The 17,079-nt window shown below is 47.1% G+C and carries 18 protein-coding genes; all 18 read left to right on the plus strand.

Annotated elements, in window-relative coordinates:
- The first annotated feature begins 269 nt into the window (after positions 1-269).
- The 18 genes from pseB to pfkA all read left to right on the plus strand — a co-directional run bounded on the left by pseB (position 270) and on the right by pfkA (position 17,071).
- The gene (gene pseB / locus ACYVD4_RS14635; protein WP_460946861.1) at positions 270-1,280 is read left to right on the plus strand and encodes a UDP-N-acetylglucosamine 4,6-dehydratase (inverting); all 1,011 of its coding nucleotides are present in this window, start codon (positions 270-272) and stop codon (positions 1,278-1,280) included.
- Positions 1,281-1,365: 85 nt separating this feature from the next.
- The gene (locus ACYVD4_RS14640; protein WP_460946863.1) at positions 1,366-1,752 is read left to right on the plus strand and encodes a hypothetical protein; all 387 of its coding nucleotides are present in this window, start codon (positions 1,366-1,368) and stop codon (positions 1,750-1,752) included.
- A gap of 2 nt (positions 1,753-1,754) precedes the next feature.
- Positions 1,755-2,159 carry a helix-turn-helix domain-containing protein gene (locus ACYVD4_RS14645; protein WP_460946865.1) on the plus strand — a complete coding sequence of 135 codons (405 nt, stop codon included), beginning with the start codon at positions 1,755-1,757 and terminating at the stop codon, positions 2,157-2,159.
- Positions 2,160-2,161: 2 nt separating this feature from the next.
- Entirely contained in the window at positions 2,162-2,599 is a 438-nt protein-coding gene (locus ACYVD4_RS14650) for a hypothetical protein (protein WP_460946867.1), read from the plus strand.
- Complete coding sequence (pseC, locus tag ACYVD4_RS14655) at positions 2,592-3,809, plus strand: UDP-4-amino-4,6-dideoxy-N-acetyl-beta-L-altrosamine transaminase (RefSeq protein WP_460947549.1); 1,218 nt, start codon at positions 2,592-2,594, stop codon at positions 3,807-3,809. Before ACYVD4_RS14650 ends, pseC begins: the two co-directional genes overlap by 8 nt.
- Before the next feature lie 25 nt (positions 3,810-3,834).
- Positions 3,835-5,427, plus strand: a complete 1,593-nt coding sequence (locus tag ACYVD4_RS14660; RefSeq protein ID WP_460946869.1) for a hypothetical protein — start codon at positions 3,835-3,837, stop codon at positions 5,425-5,427.
- 51 nt (positions 5,428-5,478) lie between these two features.
- Positions 5,479-6,141, plus strand: coding sequence for a TylF/MycF/NovP-related O-methyltransferase (locus ACYVD4_RS14665; protein WP_460946871.1), 663 nt, complete (start codon positions 5,479-5,481; stop codon positions 6,139-6,141).
- A 14-nt stretch (positions 6,142-6,155) separates the two neighbouring features.
- The gene (locus tag ACYVD4_RS14670) at positions 6,156-6,809 is read left to right on the plus strand and encodes a pseudaminic acid biosynthesis-associated methylase (protein WP_460946873.1); all 654 of its coding nucleotides are present in this window, start codon (positions 6,156-6,158) and stop codon (positions 6,807-6,809) included.
- Entirely contained in the window at positions 6,806-7,495 is a 690-nt protein-coding gene (pseF, locus tag ACYVD4_RS14675) for a pseudaminic acid cytidylyltransferase (RefSeq protein WP_460946875.1), read from the plus strand. The genes ACYVD4_RS14670 and pseF overlap by 4 nt, the downstream gene beginning before the upstream one ends.
- Positions 7,492-8,523, plus strand: coding sequence for a UDP-2,4-diacetamido-2,4,6-trideoxy-beta-L-altropyranose hydrolase (pseG, locus tag ACYVD4_RS14680; protein WP_460946878.1), 1,032 nt, complete (start codon positions 7,492-7,494; stop codon positions 8,521-8,523). Before pseF ends, pseG begins: the two co-directional genes overlap by 4 nt.
- 30 nt (positions 8,524-8,553) lie before the next feature.
- Positions 8,554-9,051, plus strand: coding sequence for a GNAT family N-acetyltransferase (locus tag ACYVD4_RS14685; protein ID WP_460946880.1), 498 nt, complete (start codon positions 8,554-8,556; stop codon positions 9,049-9,051).
- 45 nt (positions 9,052-9,096) lie between these two features.
- Positions 9,097-10,164 (plus strand): pseudaminic acid synthase, encoded by a 1,068-nt coding sequence (gene pseI / locus ACYVD4_RS14690; protein ID WP_460946882.1) that lies wholly within the window; start codon positions 9,097-9,099, stop codon positions 10,162-10,164.
- A gap of 91 nt (positions 10,165-10,255) precedes the next feature.
- Complete coding sequence (locus ACYVD4_RS14695) at positions 10,256-11,761, plus strand: lipopolysaccharide biosynthesis protein (RefSeq protein WP_460946884.1); 1,506 nt, start codon at positions 10,256-10,258, stop codon at positions 11,759-11,761.
- Positions 11,762-11,853: 92 nt separating this feature from the next.
- Complete coding sequence (locus ACYVD4_RS14700) at positions 11,854-12,660, plus strand: FkbM family methyltransferase (protein ID WP_460946886.1); 807 nt, start codon at positions 11,854-11,856, stop codon at positions 12,658-12,660.
- Between the two features lie 118 nt (positions 12,661-12,778).
- Positions 12,779-13,741 (plus strand): hypothetical protein, encoded by a 963-nt coding sequence (locus ACYVD4_RS14705; RefSeq protein WP_460946888.1) that lies wholly within the window; start codon positions 12,779-12,781, stop codon positions 13,739-13,741.
- Positions 13,738-15,042, plus strand: coding sequence for a glycosyltransferase family 4 protein (locus ACYVD4_RS14710; RefSeq protein WP_460946890.1), 1,305 nt, complete (start codon positions 13,738-13,740; stop codon positions 15,040-15,042). The genes ACYVD4_RS14705 and ACYVD4_RS14710 overlap by 4 nt, the downstream gene beginning before the upstream one ends.
- A 62-nt stretch (positions 15,043-15,104) precedes the next feature.
- Entirely contained in the window at positions 15,105-15,863 is a 759-nt protein-coding gene (locus ACYVD4_RS14715; RefSeq protein ID WP_460946892.1) for a glycosyltransferase family 2 protein, read from the plus strand.
- Positions 15,864-16,096: 233 nt separating this feature from the next.
- Positions 16,097-17,071, plus strand: coding sequence for a 6-phosphofructokinase (pfkA, locus tag ACYVD4_RS14720; RefSeq protein ID WP_460946894.1), 975 nt, complete (start codon positions 16,097-16,099; stop codon positions 17,069-17,071).
- The last annotated feature ends 8 nt before the right edge of the window (positions 17,072-17,079 follow it).

Consider the following 17,079-nt stretch of genomic DNA (forward strand, 5'->3'; position numbering starts at 1 on the left):
GAGAAGATAGAAACTAAAGCTATTGATAATCAGCGCATCTTTATCCAAAGTTTGAGCAAACGGCAAAGTCGCATCCTACAATGCTACGTAGTTCGTTAGTACGTATAGGCAAAGCGAGAAGATGCATAAACAAGCGGTTCGTGTTGACGCAATTGTTTTTGATGCGATGCAGATAAACTAACTTTGCCAATCCCAAACAATTACGAGTTGGGTTTACCAGCATTTCAGTATCATCCGCTACGGCTGACTACCGAATAATTACCAGATTCATGCTTGACCTCAGTAATAAATCCATTCTGATTACGGGCGGCACCGGCTCCTTCGGCAAAAAATTTGTTGAGATGGTGTATCAGCGATATCCAAACCTGAAACGCCTGGTTATCTATTCCCGCGATGAACTGAAGCAGTTCGAAATGGCGCAATATTACCCCCAATCGAAATACAAATCGATTCGGTTTTTTATTGGCGACGTGCGCGATGGTGATCGGCTAAAACGTGCCTGTGAAGGTGTCGATATCATTATTCACGCGGCTGCGCTCAAGCAGGTTCCGGCGGCCGAATACAATCCGATGGAGTGTATCAAAACCAACGTATTTGGGGCCGAAAACGTAATCAATGCTGCTCTCGACAATGGCGTACAGCGCGTAGTGGCCCTCTCGACCGATAAAGCGGCTGCACCAATTAACCTCTACGGCGCCACTAAACTTTGTTCCGACAAATTATTTGTAGCGGCCAACAACATGCGCGGTAGCCGCGATCTACAGTTTTCGGTAGTACGGTATGGAAACGTAATCGGCTCACGCGGCTCAGTGGTTCCATTTTTTCTGGATAAGCGAAAAGACGGCGTATTGCCCATTACCCACCCCGATATGACGCGCTTCAATATTTCGCTCGAAGAAGGGGTTGAGATGGTTCTTTATGCGCTCGAACATGCCTGGGGCGGAGAGATTTTTGTTCCGAAAATTCCATCGTATCGCATCACCGACGTAGCAGAAGCCATTGCACCCAACGCCGAGCAACGTATCGTTGGCGTTCGTCCGGGCGAGAAGCTTCATGAAGAAATGATTACCGAAACCGATTCACTTAATACGGTCGAAACGGAGCGGTACTACGTCATTACGCCCTCAACCCCAACCTGGAATGTTGATGACTATATGAAAGCCTTCAATGGCCGGGCGGTTGAGATGGGCTTTAAATACAATTCCGGCACCAACACCGACTGGCTCACCGTTGAGCAACTCCGCGACCAGATTCGTCAGCACGTAGACGCTGATTTTTAACTATAAGGCGGCTATTCTGATTTAACATCAGAAAGTCACCTTATAAAATAAACTACCTCAACTGTTTAGCTAGAACTAAACTTTTATGAGTACATTTACATTAAAGAAAGTAGAAGCTGTACGTGCAAAGCAAGAGCTGGATGAGTTAGTAGTTGATGGAATTGGGCAATTAGAAGCTTTTGAACGTTTACTTAAGGAAACTGATATGCGTTTTCTATCAGAGTTTAAGACGTTACTTTCCTATATGGAATATGCGGCCAACGGCAACTCATTGCCTGATACTAAGTTCAAAGACGTAACAGCAACTGGTGCACTCGTTAAAGAGTACGAATTCAAGTCTAAACACTTACGCGTTTATGCCATTAAGAAAACAAATGGTAAAATCATTATTCTAGGTGGATTTAAGACTAATCAAAAAGCTGATTTCAAGCGTTTTCGCTCGCTGAAAGAGCAATATCTAAACTCGCTTTAAGAATGGAACGAGATGAATTGATTACTAGTCGTGAATACTGGATTACTAAAATCCAGCTTGATCTTTACAATCAAGTAGAGCAATACATGAAAGATCATGAGCTATCTCGTACCCAATTAGCCAATCAATTGAATGTAACGAAAGGATACATCTCGCAATTATTGAATGGAGATTTTGATCACAAAATCAGCAAGTTAGTAGATTTAGCTTTAGTAATGGGGAAAGCACCTCAAATCAATTATGTAGACTTACAGGATGTAATCAGCCAGGAAAACCAAGGACATAAAAATGATTTATTTCCTTTCGAAAAAATAATTAGGGGCGATCAAATTCAAACCTTAGACTATCAGCGTAACGAAGAGTTAATGCACATTAAGGCACAAAGTACCCAACTGCGTAACGCATAATCATGAAAGAGCATGTTGAGTTAAGAGTAGATTCTATACGTGATATAGAATTTTTCTTATCTAATACTTTAGATGTAGATCCCGAAAAATTGGGTATTAAAATTGAAGGAAAAGACATGGTTGCTTATGGTGATACCAAGACTGTCGCCATTACAACCGAAGTGAGATATGTCCATAATTACGAAAGTACTAACCCGCAGGAAGTCTTAAAATACATCAACGAGATGGTATTTTACATTGACAATTTCAATGAGATTTTTAGACTGGAAAATACAAAGTATGTTTTCAGTAAAAATCTGGCACGCTTTCTTCTCGATATAATTACCCCAACAATTCGAGGTATTCTGTTTGCAAAAACCTCTGGCACTAGTTTAGCCAAATACTACCTTCCTATCATACAGGCAGATAAAATAATTAACTGGGACAGTGAATCTGCATAAACCTATTCCATACGGTCGTCAGCACATTACCGACGAGGACATTGCCGCTGTAAACGACGTGCTACGTTCGCCCTATCTGACACAGGGGCCAACCATTGCGGCATTTGAACAAGCGTTTGCCAGCTACATCGGTGCTACGTATGCAGTGGCTATTGCGAACGGAACGGCCGCTTTGCATTTGTGCTGCATGGCGTTGGGCGTCGGCCCCGGAACGCGCGTCATCACAACACCCATTACGTTCTCGGCTTCGGCCAATTGTGTGCGTTATTGCGGTGGCGAAGTTTTCTTTGCTGATATCGATCCCGAAACGGTATTGCTTGATCCAAAGGCGGTACGGGCTTTATTGGAAAGTCATCCGAAAGGCTATTTCTCGGGTATTATTCCAGTCGATTTTGCAGGCTACCCGATTGATTTAGTGGCTTTTCGGGAGTTAGCCGATGAATTTGGATTGTGGATTATTGAAGATGCCTGTCATGCTCCTGGCGCTTCATTTACCGATGCAACTGGCACCGAAACGTCGGACCGTACGTATCGTAGTGGCGATGGGTCGCTGGCGGAGCTGGCTATTTTTAGTTTTCACCCCGTAAAGCACATCGCGGCTGGCGAAGGCGGTATGATTACCACCAACGACGAAGCGTTGTACAAACATCTGCTACGTCTGCGCACACATGGCATTACCAACAAACCCGACGAGTTTACGACGCCCTACGATGGTGAACCCGAACGCGGAGGCTGGTACATGGAATTGCAGCAACTCGGCTATAACTACCGCCTGACCGATATACAGGCGGCACTGGCGATGAGTCAGTTGAGCCGGGCCGATGCCATGCTGGCTCGTCGACGGGAACTAGCTGCTCAATATGATACGGCTTTTGCCGAAGCTTCGGCCAATGGTCTGCCTGTCCAGATTATTGTTCCGCCAGCAGAAGTCGGTCATGCGTATCACCTTTATGTGATTCAGACGCCGAAGCGTAAAGAATTGTACGACTACTTACGGACAAAAAACATTCTGGCGCAGGTGCATTACATTCCAGTTCATCTAATGCCTTACTATCGGCAATTTGGCTGGAACCCCGGCGATTTCCCGAATGCCGAGACGTACTACGCCCAATGCCTGAGCCTACCGCTGTTTCCGACACTGACGAATGCCGAGCAGGATTACGTTATTGAACAAGTAAAAACGTTTCTGACAGGATTAACAGCCAGTTGACGTTCTGTCGAAAAAACTCTGACTTATGCGTTCATACCAAAGTCATCTTCAGGCTACTCAAAGTGCGGGAGAGACGTTAGCAGCCAACCGGAAACCCGTGCTACGTTCATCGGCTATTTTTCCGGTGATGCACACCAATACGTTTTCCAGTAAGGTGATTTTCATGGGCTACTGGCTCTTGAAACGAAACATCAGGGAAGTCGGCTTGCTCTATACGCTACGTAACGCGGGCGGTACGTTGCTCTCCCGGAAATACGTACTGATCGATTCGGCCAAAGCCTGGTCGGTGCAGATGAGCGAATTCGCCGATTTGCTTAACGAAGCCGATGAGCCGGACGATTTTACCGGCTCGCTTGAACTGGAGGTATTTTCGACACAGGATCTGGTGTTCCCGTATCCGGCGTTTGTGTTGGTTTATTTCAATGACAATGCGAGTAGCGTTGTCCATACCGTCGGGCGGATTTATAACGACATCGAAGACCTTCAGCAAAACAATGAGTATCAGGTCAGTGAGTCGGGTTTCGACATTTACGGTCGCGATGGGCTGAGTCCTTTTCTGAGTTTCACCAACGGGCCACTCCCCGCCGAAAACCCAACCGTCACGTACGAAGTTGTCGATGCGAACCATTGTGCTACGTCAGGTACGTTTACGCTGGCTACACTAAAACCTTACGAAACCGTTTTCCTGCACCTGAACGAGCACATCGACTTAAAAAAGCTTTTAGGCGATGACCCCGGCATGATTCGATTCGGACATAATTTTTCGGGTTTCTTTCCGCGCTTTCTGGTAGGCAACTTCGACCATAAGGCCCAGAGTGTCAGCATTACGCATTCGTATTACGATAGCTCTGGTGTGGCCGACAAACGGGCGTACTGGCCCCGTCAGGATGAGCGTTTTGTGGATTCGTCCACGTCGATTCCGCTATATCTGACCAACGACTTTTTTACGCGGCTGGTTGTTTACCCAATTTTTTCGCCCTCCGATTTTACGTTGTCGTTCCGGTTTTTCGATGCCGACGGTACGTTTCTGGGCGAAGCTCCTGACGCGCACCACTTCCGGGCAACGGATAATCAATACGTTCATATTGATCTGGGCGAACTAGCCGCAAAATCAGGTGTATCGACCGAAGACGCGAAAACGGCTCAATTGATTGCGCACTGGAACGATGCCACGCGTATTCCAACCCGGTTGAAATTCGGACTTAACGTTGGCTTGCATAATCGGCCGTCGGCTTTGCCTTCCAATGTTTGCTTTGCCCCACAAGTAGGTAACCCCAACGTATTGAACAAACCCGGTACGTTTAAATGGGCACCGTTCGTGAACGTGGGCGACTCTGAAATCGCGCTGACAAATTCGGCGCCATTGCATGCCTATGATCGACCCGCCAACGTAGCGTTGTCCTTTTTTCGGGAAGCCGACAACAATGTTCTCGAACGTAGCTGCGTGGTGCCGCCCAATGGTTTATTTACCATTCGAATCAGCGAGGACGACGAACTCCGCCAGTTTTTGGGTTATGCGAGTGGTTGGGTAACTGCCAAGGCCGACAATCCATTTTTGAACGGTTATTATTTCGATTTTCACACAAGCGGTTCCATAGCCGCCGATCACCTATTTTAAGCTTTGTGGTGTCGGGTTCTCAAACCCGACACCACAGTAACAGCCAAACCAATGATTCAACTTCCCGATTTTTCACGTTCGTTTGAGTACGAGAACAATTATTACTGGGCTTCGGATGTGAACCGGATGGCCAAAGTGATGGCGCATTATGAGTTGTATAAACTCACGCTCGACATTCCCGGTGCAATTGTTGAATGCGGTGTTTTTAAGGGCGCGTCGCTCATTCGATTTGCTACGTTCCGGCAGTTGATGAGCAATCCAACCGCTAAAAAAATTATCGGATTTGATGCCTTTGGTCGTTTTCCCGAAACCGAATTTACCGCCGATAAAGCCTGGCGGGAGAAATTCATCAGCGATTCGGGCGAGGAAGGCATCAGCATTGACCAGCTAAAAACAGTGCTGGAACACAAAGGCGTTGCGCAACATGTTGAGCTGATTCAGGGCGATGTTTGCCAGACGATTCCGGCGTATCTGGAAAAACACCCGGAACTACGTATCAGCCTGCTTAATATTGATGTAGACGTATACGAACCTACACTGGCAGCTTTGACGCATCTTTACGACCGGGTTGTTAAAGGCGGAGTTATTATTCTTGACGATTATGCCAACGTATTTCCGGGTGCGAATGCGGCTGTTGAAGAGTTTCTGGCCGATAAAAACGTAACGATAAAACGATTTCCATTTGCCGTAACACCCTGCTACATTGTAAAATAAATTATTTTTTTTTGATGAAAACGACCCAACAGGAAGAATTCTGGAGTGGCGAATTTGGCCAGCAATACACCGACCGTAACACCCGCGACCGCGAAGAATGGGACGATTTTTATCGCCAGAACTGGGGTCTCACCAAAACCGAAATGAACGCTCGTTTTGCTACTGGCTGGACTCCTGAAACACGGATTCTGGAGGTGGGTTGCAATACGGGTATGCAGCTACGTGGTTTGCAGGATGCAGGTTTTACTAACTTATACGGCGTTGAACTTCAACCGTATGCTGTTGAAAAAGCCAAACAAACCACGCAGAACATCAACATTATTCAGGGTTCGGGGTTTGAACTTCCATTCCGCGACGCCTTTTTCGACGTAGTGTGCACAAATGGCGTACTGATTCACATTTCTCCTGATGATTTGCCCAAAATTATGGACGAAATGGTTCGCTGTAGCCGCCGGTATATCTGGGGTTTTGAATACTATAGTCCTGATTTAAAAGCAATTCCGTACCGAGGCAATGAAGGATTTCTCTGGAAAGCCGATTATGCCGCTTTGTTTCTGGAACGGCATCCGTCGCTACGTCTGGTTAAACAGGAATTGTATCCGTATATAAACGCCAATGAAAGCGGCAATGTCGATTATATGTATTTGCTCGAAAAAACGGCTGAATGAGCAACGTAGCAATCATTACGGCGCGGGGCGGTAGCAAACGGATTCCACGGAAAAATATCCGGCCGTTTCTTGGTAAACCCATCATTGCGTATGTGATTGAAACCGCCATTGCATCGGAGCTATTTACCGACGTAATGGTATCGACCGACGATGCCGAAATTGCGGACGTAGCGCGTCACTACGGTGCATCGGTTCCGTTTTTGCGCAATTCCGCTACGTCTGATGACTTTGCCACTACCGCCGACGTACTAAACGAAGTACTGACGCAATATGAGCAGCAAGGGCAGCTTTTTGAAACGGCCTGCTGCCTCTACCCTACTGCTCCATTCGTTACGTCGGACTTACTGCAACAAGCTTATTTATTGCTTACTGATAAGCAGTTCGATACCGTTTATCCGATTCAGCCGTTTAGCTTTCCGATTCAGCGGGCAGTGCGACTACGTGATGAAACCGTTACGTGGTTTCAGCCCGAACACGCGCTCACGCGCTCGCAGGATTTGGAGCCAGCGTATCATGACGCTGGTCAGTTTTATTTTTTCAACGTAGCGGCTTTTCAGAAAAAGCAACGGCTCATCACGGATAATTCGGGCGGTATTATCATCTCGGAAATGGCCGCCCACGACATCGACACAGAGACCGACTGGCAGCTCGCAGAATTGAAATTTAAAATGAACGATAGGCCATGAATCAACTTTGTTTTCGAGCCGATGGTAACGCGCAAATCGGAATGGGTCACGTAATGCGTTGTCTGGCGCTGGCCGACATGCTGAAAAGTGACTTTTCGATGCGTTTTGCCATTATAGAACCCAATCCGGAAGTTATTTCTCTGATTGAAAAATCGGGTTTATCGGTTTGCAAACTCTCCGCGACGGACAGCGAAAATGTTTTTCTGGAGCAGATTCATAGTGATGATATTGTCGTTCTAGATGGCTATTCATTTGCGGAATCGTTTCAGCTTGATGTTCGGAATCGGGCAAAAAAGCTGGTCTATATTGACGATTTACTAGCCAGTCGTCAGGTTGCCGACGTAGTGATTAATCATGCCGGTGGAATTTCGGAACAGGATTACGAAAAGGAATCTTATATGCAACTTTATTTAGGCCCGCATTACGCGCTGCTACGTCCTGAATTTTTTCGTACCGAAGGTTTTGGAACCCCTCCCGATGATGGGTATGTTTTCGTAAGTCTGGGTGGTGCTGACCCGCAAAATGTATCGCTTACTGTGTTGGAAGCGATTGAAAAAGCTAACGCCGATTTGCCCGTACATCTGGTTCTGGGACCTTTTCATCCGAATCGGCCAGCGATTGAAGCGTTTCAACGTCAGTTGCCAAATCTGAGAATTTTGCAAAACCTTTCGGCCAGCCAGATGGTGGACGAATTACAAAACTGTCGATTGGCGATTACGTCCTGTAGCACGATCAGTTACGAAGTTTGTGCTGTAAATCGTCCGCTTATCGGCATCGTTACCGCTAACAATCAGGATCGGCTGGCGCAATTTCTGTCAGAAGAGAAGCTCGCTCTTTCGGTTAATTTCCCGACGTTGCTTACCCGCCTGACACCCGTTCTGGCGCTTGATCAGATGCTCAAACTGGCGATTCAGTCATTTGAATTTTCGCCTGAGATCACCGCCGAAACAGTAACGAACCAACAACGTTTTTTTGACGGTCGCTCTCCCCAACGCTTCCGCGACTTATTTCAAAAATTAAGTGCTTAATTAGTCAGGTCAACCTGCTACGTCCCTGTCATGCTTGCCTACCGAACCGCCCAAACCGCAGATTCCCAGCTTTATTTCGACTGGGCCAATGACCCCGTTACGAGACAGCAATCGTTCAACTCAACACCTATTTCGCTAGAGACGCACACGGCTTGGTTTACCCGGAAACTGGCCGATCCGAATGCGTTGCTCTTAGTGTTCTTCGACGAAGCGAAGCAACCCGTTGGTCAGGTACGTTTCGAACGTAAACCCGTGGCCGATATGCCCGATGAAATCATTATCAGTACGTCGGTTGATGCGAACCATCGCGGTAAAGGACTGGCATCTCAACTTATTGCGCAAGGCTGTGCTATCTGCCAGAAACGCTGGGAAGCCGTCAGCATTCATGCGTATATTAAACCCGACAATCAGGCTTCGATACGTTCCTTCGAACGAGCCGGTTTCAGATTGTCGGGCGAAAGCGGTAATTTTGGGATGGCCGGTCAGGAAATACCAAGCTTACTATATATAAAAACCGTATTGAACTGAACACGAGAATGAACGTGTTCGGCTATCAGACAGGTTTCGTTTATTATGATGCATACCCAACCGATTCAGGTTGCCCAATTTACGATAGGTCCGGCGCATCGGCCTTTTGTTATTGCCGAAATGTCGGGAAATCACAACCAGTCGCTGGAGCGGGCGCTGGAAATTGTAGATGCTGTTGCCGATACCGGTGCTCACGCGCTCAAATTGCAAACCTACACGCCCGATACCATTACGTTCAACGGCGCTACGGAAGAGTTTTACATTCGAGATACCAAGTCGCTTTGGGCCGATAAAAATCTATACAAGCTTTATCAGGAAGCGTATACGCCCTGGGAGTGGCACGAGCCAATTTTTGAGCACGCCAAGAAGCGGGGAATGATTGCCTTCAGCTCCCCTTTCGATACTACAGCGGTCGATTTTCTGGAATCGCTCGACGTGCCGCTTTACAAGATTGCGTCCTTCGAAAACACCGATCACATCCTGCTCAAAAAGGTCGCACAAACGGGCAAACCAGTAATTATGAGTACTGGCGTAGCGTCGGTAGCCGACCTCGACGAATCGGTGAAGGTGCTACGTGCCAACGGCTGCAAAGACCTTATTCTGCTCAAATGTACGAGTACGTATCCGGCCACGCCCGAAACGACAAATCTGCTCACCATTCCACACATGCGGCAGTTGTTCGACGTACCGGTTGGCCTTTCCGATCACACGATGGGCATTGGCGCAGCCGTAGCCGCCGTAGCACTGGGAGCCGTTGTCCTCGAAAAACACGTAACGCTACGTCGGGCCGATGGTGGCGTTGATTCTGCTTTCTCGCTCGAACCCGACGAGTTAAAGAATCTGGTTATCGAAACCGAACGGGCGCATCTGGCTATGGGGCAGGTTAGTTATACGCTCACGCCCAAAGAAGAAAAAAGTCTGCAATTCAAACGGTCGCTCTACGTAGTGCGCGACATGAAAGCGGGTGATCCGTTCACGCCCGAAACGGTACGTAGCATTCGCCCAGCCAACGGCCTCCACACACGTTATTACGACACAATTCTCGGCAAAACTGCCACTCAAGACATTTCCGCAGGCACTGCACTGGATTGGAATCTAATTGCGAATGAGTGAATGAGTGAATGAGTAAATAGAGCTGGCGCAAGAATTTCTGCCGGATGGTATTCACTCATTCACCCATTCACTCATTCGCTCATTGTAACAAATGGGTATAATCAAACGGCAAACGATACAGAGTTCGGTTTACACCTACGCGGGTGTAGCTGTGGGGTTTCTGACGCAGGGAATTTTCTTTCCAAATCTGTTCAGCAAGTCTCAGGTGGGTCTGTTGAGTTTGCTTATTTCACTGGCACAGGTACTGTCGCAACTCTCTAATCTGGGCACAAACGGGGCTGGTGGGCGGTATTTTCCGTATTTCCGCAACGCAGAGCGGCAACATAACGGGTACCTGCTCCTCACCAGCCTCATTACGTTGGCTGGTTTCAGTTTGTGCGTGCTGGTGCTCTGGCTTGCCCGTCCGTGGATTGTCGAACAGAATCAGGCGCAATCACCTTTGTTTGTCGAGTACTACTTCCTGCTGATTCCGTTAACGCTCTTTACAGTTTATTTCACCGTTTTTGACAATTACGCCCGATTGCTCTACGATCCTGTTACGGGTACGTTGCTTCAGCAGTTTGTGCAGCGATTACTGATTTTGCTGGCGGGTGTTACGTATTGGTTAGGCTGGGTCACGTTTCCTCAATTTCTGGGCTTGTGGCTCATCGCGTTTTTCTTGCAAACGATTTTAATGGTGCTCAGCGTCGTTCGCGACAAAGCCTTGTTTTTCAGTCGCCGTTTCGTGTCAATGAGTCCTGAATTGCGACGTGATATAACCCGTTACGCAGCTTTGACGCTAACCACTGCGTTATCATCACAAATCATTTTAACGATAGATAAAGTGATGATTAACAACGCTAAAGAACTCGGTCTTTCGGCAACGGGCGTCTATAGTATTGCGGCCAATTTTGCTACGGTGATTGCAGTTCCGGCAACGGCACTTTATAAAGTTTCGGGTACGCTTATTGCCGAATCATGGAAAAGTAACGACCTCCCGAACATCGAGAAAATTTACAGCAAAAGCTGTCTAAATCAGCTAATTGCCGGTTGTCTGGTGTTTGTAGGCGTAGCGGCTAATTTGCCCAACGTATTCCGGTTTTTGCCAGCCGGATACGAGGCAGGGTACTACGTTATTTTGTGGCTCGGTTTAGGTAAACTGATCGATATGGCTACAGGAATTAATGGCATTATTCTGAACACGTCGCGGCATTATATCTATGACTCGGTGTTTTTTGTTGCCTTAACGTTCTTTACCATCGGTATCAACTATTACCTGATTCCCAAATACGGCATCAACGGAGCAGCCATTGGTGGCGCGCTCGCTACGTTACTATATAATCTCGCTCGTACATTGTTTGTAGGTTTCGCCTTTAAAATGCAGCCTTATACGTGGCGTAACGTAGCGGTTATACTTATCGGGCTGGCGGTTTGGTGGATTTCGGTTCAGTTTGATTATCCTGCTCCCAAAGCCGAAAAATGGCGATTTATTGTTGATATTGGCTGGCGTTCGACGCTTATTACAGTTCTATTTTGTGGATTAATCGTAGGACTGAAGTTATCGGCGGAAGTGAATCAGACGATAACGGGGTTACAGAAACGCTTTTTGAAAAAATAATTGAGCCACACAGATGCGCTAGGACTCACGGAGTAGTTAAATCTCTATGAATCTCCGTGAGTCCTGGCGCATCTCCGTGGCTAACAAAAATTATGTGGTTTTTTAAATTTTTATTCACCGAAACAGCCCGGCTGCTACGTTCAGCACAAGGCCGTCGATTATTGGACTTATCGATACGGTATGGTGGCAGTCCACGAAATCAACCTGTCGACGTAGCATTTGGGCAATATCGGCTTCGGGTACCCGATGCACTGTCGTTCATCTGGCAGTTTCGGGAGATTTTTGTCGATGAATTTTATCGGTTCACGTCATCTAACACAAACCCGGTCATTTTCGATTGTGGGGCGAACATCGGTACAAGTGTTATCTATTTCCGGGAAACGTATCCGCAGGCACGTATCGTAGCGTTTGAAGCTGACGAACAGATAAGCGCCATTTTGCAGCAAAACTTACAACAGAACCAGATTACAGGCGTAGATATTATCACTAAAGCCGTCTGGACGAATGAAGAGGGTATTTGGTTTGGGAGCGATCAGGCCGATTCAGCGTCAATTTATTCGCAAACCGACCGTAAGCTGGTACCATCAGTTCGGTTACGGGATCATCTGCTTCGGGAAGTTCGTATCGATATGCTCAAAATGGATATTGAAGGAGCCGAAACTGCCGTTTTAAGTGACTGTCAGGATGCGCTGGCGCACGTCCAGAATATGTTTGTTGAGTTTCATGCTTATCTCAACCATCCGCAAACCTTAGCTGAGGTAATAACGGTTCTGGAAAAAAGTGGCTTTCGCTACTACATCAATACCAGCCAGCACCGTCAGGCGCCCTTATCGAACCATCGTTACAAAGGCAACGATACTATGGACCTGCAATTGAATATCTTTGCGTATAGAAACTAGTCGACAGTCGTGGTAGGCTCTGACAGGCTCCGGCTGTCGGAGTCGCGATAGCGACTAACTTGGTGACTACTACGTAGCTGACAGCCGGAGCCTGTCAGAGCCTACCACGACTCTTTTTATGATTGATAAAATTCTTTCTCGCCCTGAATTTCAACACGAACCGCCTGTTTTGGTCGATATTGGCGCTTCGGGGCAACTTCATAATCGCTGGAAAACGTTTGCCAAATACGCCGTTTGCATCGCCTTCGATGCCGACGATCGCGACTTTGGTTACGTTGAAAGCGAATCAAGTCATTTCCGGAAACTCTATACGTTCAACCATATCGTTACGGGTATCGAAACGGAAACCGATACGTCGGATTTTTACCTGACAGCATCGCCCCACTGCTCCAGTCTGTTACGTCCCCGACCCGATTTGATCGAAGAATACGCGTTTGCGCCAAAATTTGAGCCGACCAAAGTGGTTCAATTGAAAACGCGTAGCCTTCGCTCAACGCTCGATAGCCTGAATATTAGCCATGTCGACTGGTTCAAAACAGATTCGCAGGGCACCGATCTTCGCCTGTTCCGCAACCTCGGCGACGCTCGAATGAAACGTGTGCTGACAGCCGAATTTGAACCGGGTATTGCGTCGATTTACGACGGTGAAGATAAATTATACACCCTGTTGCAGTTTATGGAAGAAACGGGCAGTCATTGGCTGGCCGAATTGCTCCCAAAAGGCTCACCCCGGATAACCCCCGCTTTGCTGGATAGTTTTACGGGGAATCCGTTGCTCAAGAAATTCGTGCTATTCTCGTTGAAAAACAGTGCGGTATGGGGCGAAATGACGTACCTGAACCGGTTTGCCGACGATGCTACGCTCTCACAACGTAACGTACTGCTGGGTTGGGTGTTTGCCACTACGTTAAAGCAGCATGGCTTTGCCCTCATTCTGACGCAAAAAGCTAAAAGCCGTTTTTCGGACCCGATTTTTGCCGAAATGGAAGCGTATTCGCGTCGGCGCATCTGGGGGCGTGTATTTGGGTTAGGCTTCTGGCCCGAAGTGGTAAAGAAATTTGATAAACTGTTTGGGCGGTGAGAGTTACGCATTTAAGCACGTATCATCTGTTTGGTGGCGCTGCCGTTGCGGCCAATCGACTCCATCGTGCCCTGCAAAAACAAATCTGGACACATCCATCGGTCGAAAGTACGATGTTGGTTGGGGTTGCTAACCGGCTTGAAAAACACCGACCGGCTCCGGGTGTTACGTATCTGGCCAACAATTTCTTAGCCGAAAACACAGCATTCGGACGTTTTGTAGCTGAACGGCTTTATTTTCTTCCCCACGAACGCGATTTCTCGGTACGATTTCAGTTTTCGCCAGCTCAGTTTGGAGCCAATCTGAGCTTTCATCCAGCCGTTCAACAGGCCGACATACTACATCTGCACTGGATTAATTTCGGTTTTTTGTCTATTAAAGGACTTCGTTCATTATTCGAACTTGGCAAACCGATTGTCTGGACGCTACACGACCAATGGGCGTTTACCGGCGGGTGTCATTATGCACGTGGCTGCGATCATTATCTGACCCATTGCCAACGCTGCCCATACCTGAAAAAGCCTGACGAAAAAGATCTTTCCTATCAGGTTTTTGAGAAAAAAATACGTGCTTTCGAGAACGCCAATGTTCATTTTACGCCACCAAGTCAGTGGTTAGCCAGCGAAGGCCAACGTAGCGCTTTGTTACGTAATTTTCCGTTCACGGTGATTCCCTACGCCATCGATCAGTCCGTTTTTCAGCCTATCGAACGTAGCAACGCCAACACCCGATTTGATTTACCGAACACTACTCAGCCACGAATTTTGTTTGGTAGTGCCAACGTAACGGATGCTCGTAAAGGATTCCGATATTTCGCAGAAGCACTGACCCTGCTCAATCAGCAATATCCCGATCTGAAACCGGAAATTCTAGTATTTGGCAAAGGCCGATCTTATCTGTTCGATGAGCTTCCTTACCCGATTCAGCATTTAGGCGTGTTAACCTCAGAAGACGATATTGTTGCCGCCTACAATGCCGCCGATGCAATGGTGGTGCCATCTTTGGAAGATAATCTGCCTAATACCGTTATCGAATCATTAGCCTGCGGCACACCTGTGGTTGGGTTCAGAACGGGGGGAATTCCTGAAATGATTGACCATAAAGAAAACGGCTATCTGGCCGATATTAAATCTGCTCAACAATTGGCCGATGGCCTGGCGTTTATTCTCATGCACGAAAATCCGGATAGCCTACGAAAAAACGCCCGTCAATCGGCCGAAAATCGTTTTGCCGAAGCCGTCGTAGCGAAACAGCATATTGACTTGTACGAACTATTAATGAGCGAAAGAGCGAAAGAGTGAAAGAGCGGTTAGTTTACCCCATTCACTCTTTCGCTCTTTCGCTCTTTCGCTCTTTAAATAGAATGCCTACCATTTCCATCATTACTATTACGTATAATGCCGAGCAGTTTCTGGAACGTACTATTCAGAGTATTGTAGCGCAGGATGCAACTGATTATGAGTACATTATTATTGATGGGGCATCAAAAGACGGTACGTTAGGTATTGCCAAACAATATGAGCATTATGTTACTCGTCTGATTTCGGAACCGGATAAAGGGCTTTACGATGCCATGAACAAGGGCCAGTACGTAGCAACAGGCGAGTATATCTGGTTTATGAATGCGGGCGACGAATTGCATGATGCTAAAACACTTTCCAACCTTCTGAATCGTATTAAAGCAACTCAGGCCGATGTATATTATAGCGACGCTTTGTTTGTTCAGAACGATGGCGGCCGGCGCTCCGGTACGGCAGTGGGACTACGTAGTCAGGTAACACCACATACGTTACCTCATACGCTAACCTGGCGTGATATGGCACTCGGCATGAAAGTTTGCCATCAGGCGTTTGTTGCCAGACGTAGCATTGCGCCCGATTACCCAATCAACAACCTTAGCGCTGACCTCGACTGGGAGATACGTTGTCTGAAAGCAGCAAAAGCTATTGAATTTCTGCCGTTTGTTTTGTGTAAATACCTTGTCGGTGGCTTATCCGTTCAACAACATCGCCGATCACTACAGGACCGATTTAAAGTGCTTGTTAACCATTTTGGTTTAGTGAGAACCCTTTGGAATCACGGACGAATTTTATGGCGAGTCAGTCGTTTCAATCGCGTTTGACCGTTTTCTGGCAAAAATGACGCTAGGCTAGTTGCTACTTACTTTCGGATATTTTGCAAAAGACCCTGCTACCACACGACCTATATTGTGTAATTTTTAAATTTTGTATGAAATAGAAGGGATAATTGCGAAACAAATACCTTTAGATTGTGAAATGCGGATAAATTTGCGGGGTTTATTTCGGTTTCCCACTGGCCTTTTTGTGATATTTCTTTAAAAAATTGTCTTGACCTATGAAACGTATAGCTGTTTTTACCTCAGGTGGTGATGCGCCTGGTATGAACGCCTGCATCCGGGCGGTTGTCCGGGGGGCTGTCTACCACGGCGTCGAAGTATTCGGCATCCGCCGGGGGTACAGCGGAATGATAAATGGTGATATTTTTCAGATGACTTCGCATTCGGTGAGCAACATCGTTCAGCGTGGAGGAACGATTCTGAAATCAGCACGTAGCAAGGAGTTTATGACGCCCGAAGGCCGCGCAAAGGCGTATGAACAACTTAAAAAATTCGAAATCGAAGGACTGGTAGCTATCGGTGGTAACGGTACGTTTACGGGTGCAACTCTTTTCTTTGATGAATACGGCATTCCTACCGTAGGCGCACCCGGCACAATCGACAATGATTTATATGGCACTGACTATACAATTGGGTTTGATACGGCCGTAAATACAGCCCTTGAAGCCATCGATAAAATCCGCGATACGGCCGACTCACACGATCGGATTTTTTTCATCGAAGTAATGGGGCGCGACTCCGGTTATATTGCGATTCAGTCGGGTATTGCCGGTGGTGCCGAAATGGTTATGGTTCCTGAAGTACTGACACCCATTTCAGAAGTTGTTGAAGCCTTGAAGTCAGGCTGGAGCCGTCAGAAATCATCCTCTATTGTTGTTATTGCTGAAGGCGAAGAAGCCGGTAACGCTGCCGTTATTTCGGAAAAAATACGCCAGCAGGTTCAAACCGAAATAGACATGCGTGTTACTACGCTGGGCCACATTCAGCGCGGAGGGGTTCCTACTGCCTACGACCGAATTCTAGCTAGTCGCTTAGGGCTGGGTGCGCTGGAAGGTTTGATGAATGGCGAGAAAAACGTAATGGCTGGAATTGTCAACAACGAACTCGTTTACACCGCATTCCGCGATACCATCCGATTGCCTAAACCCATCAACGAAGATTTACTTCGGATGGTAAAAATTCTGAGTGTGTAATCAATTTT

The sequence above is a fragment of the Spirosoma daeguense genome (genome assembly GCF_054776875.1).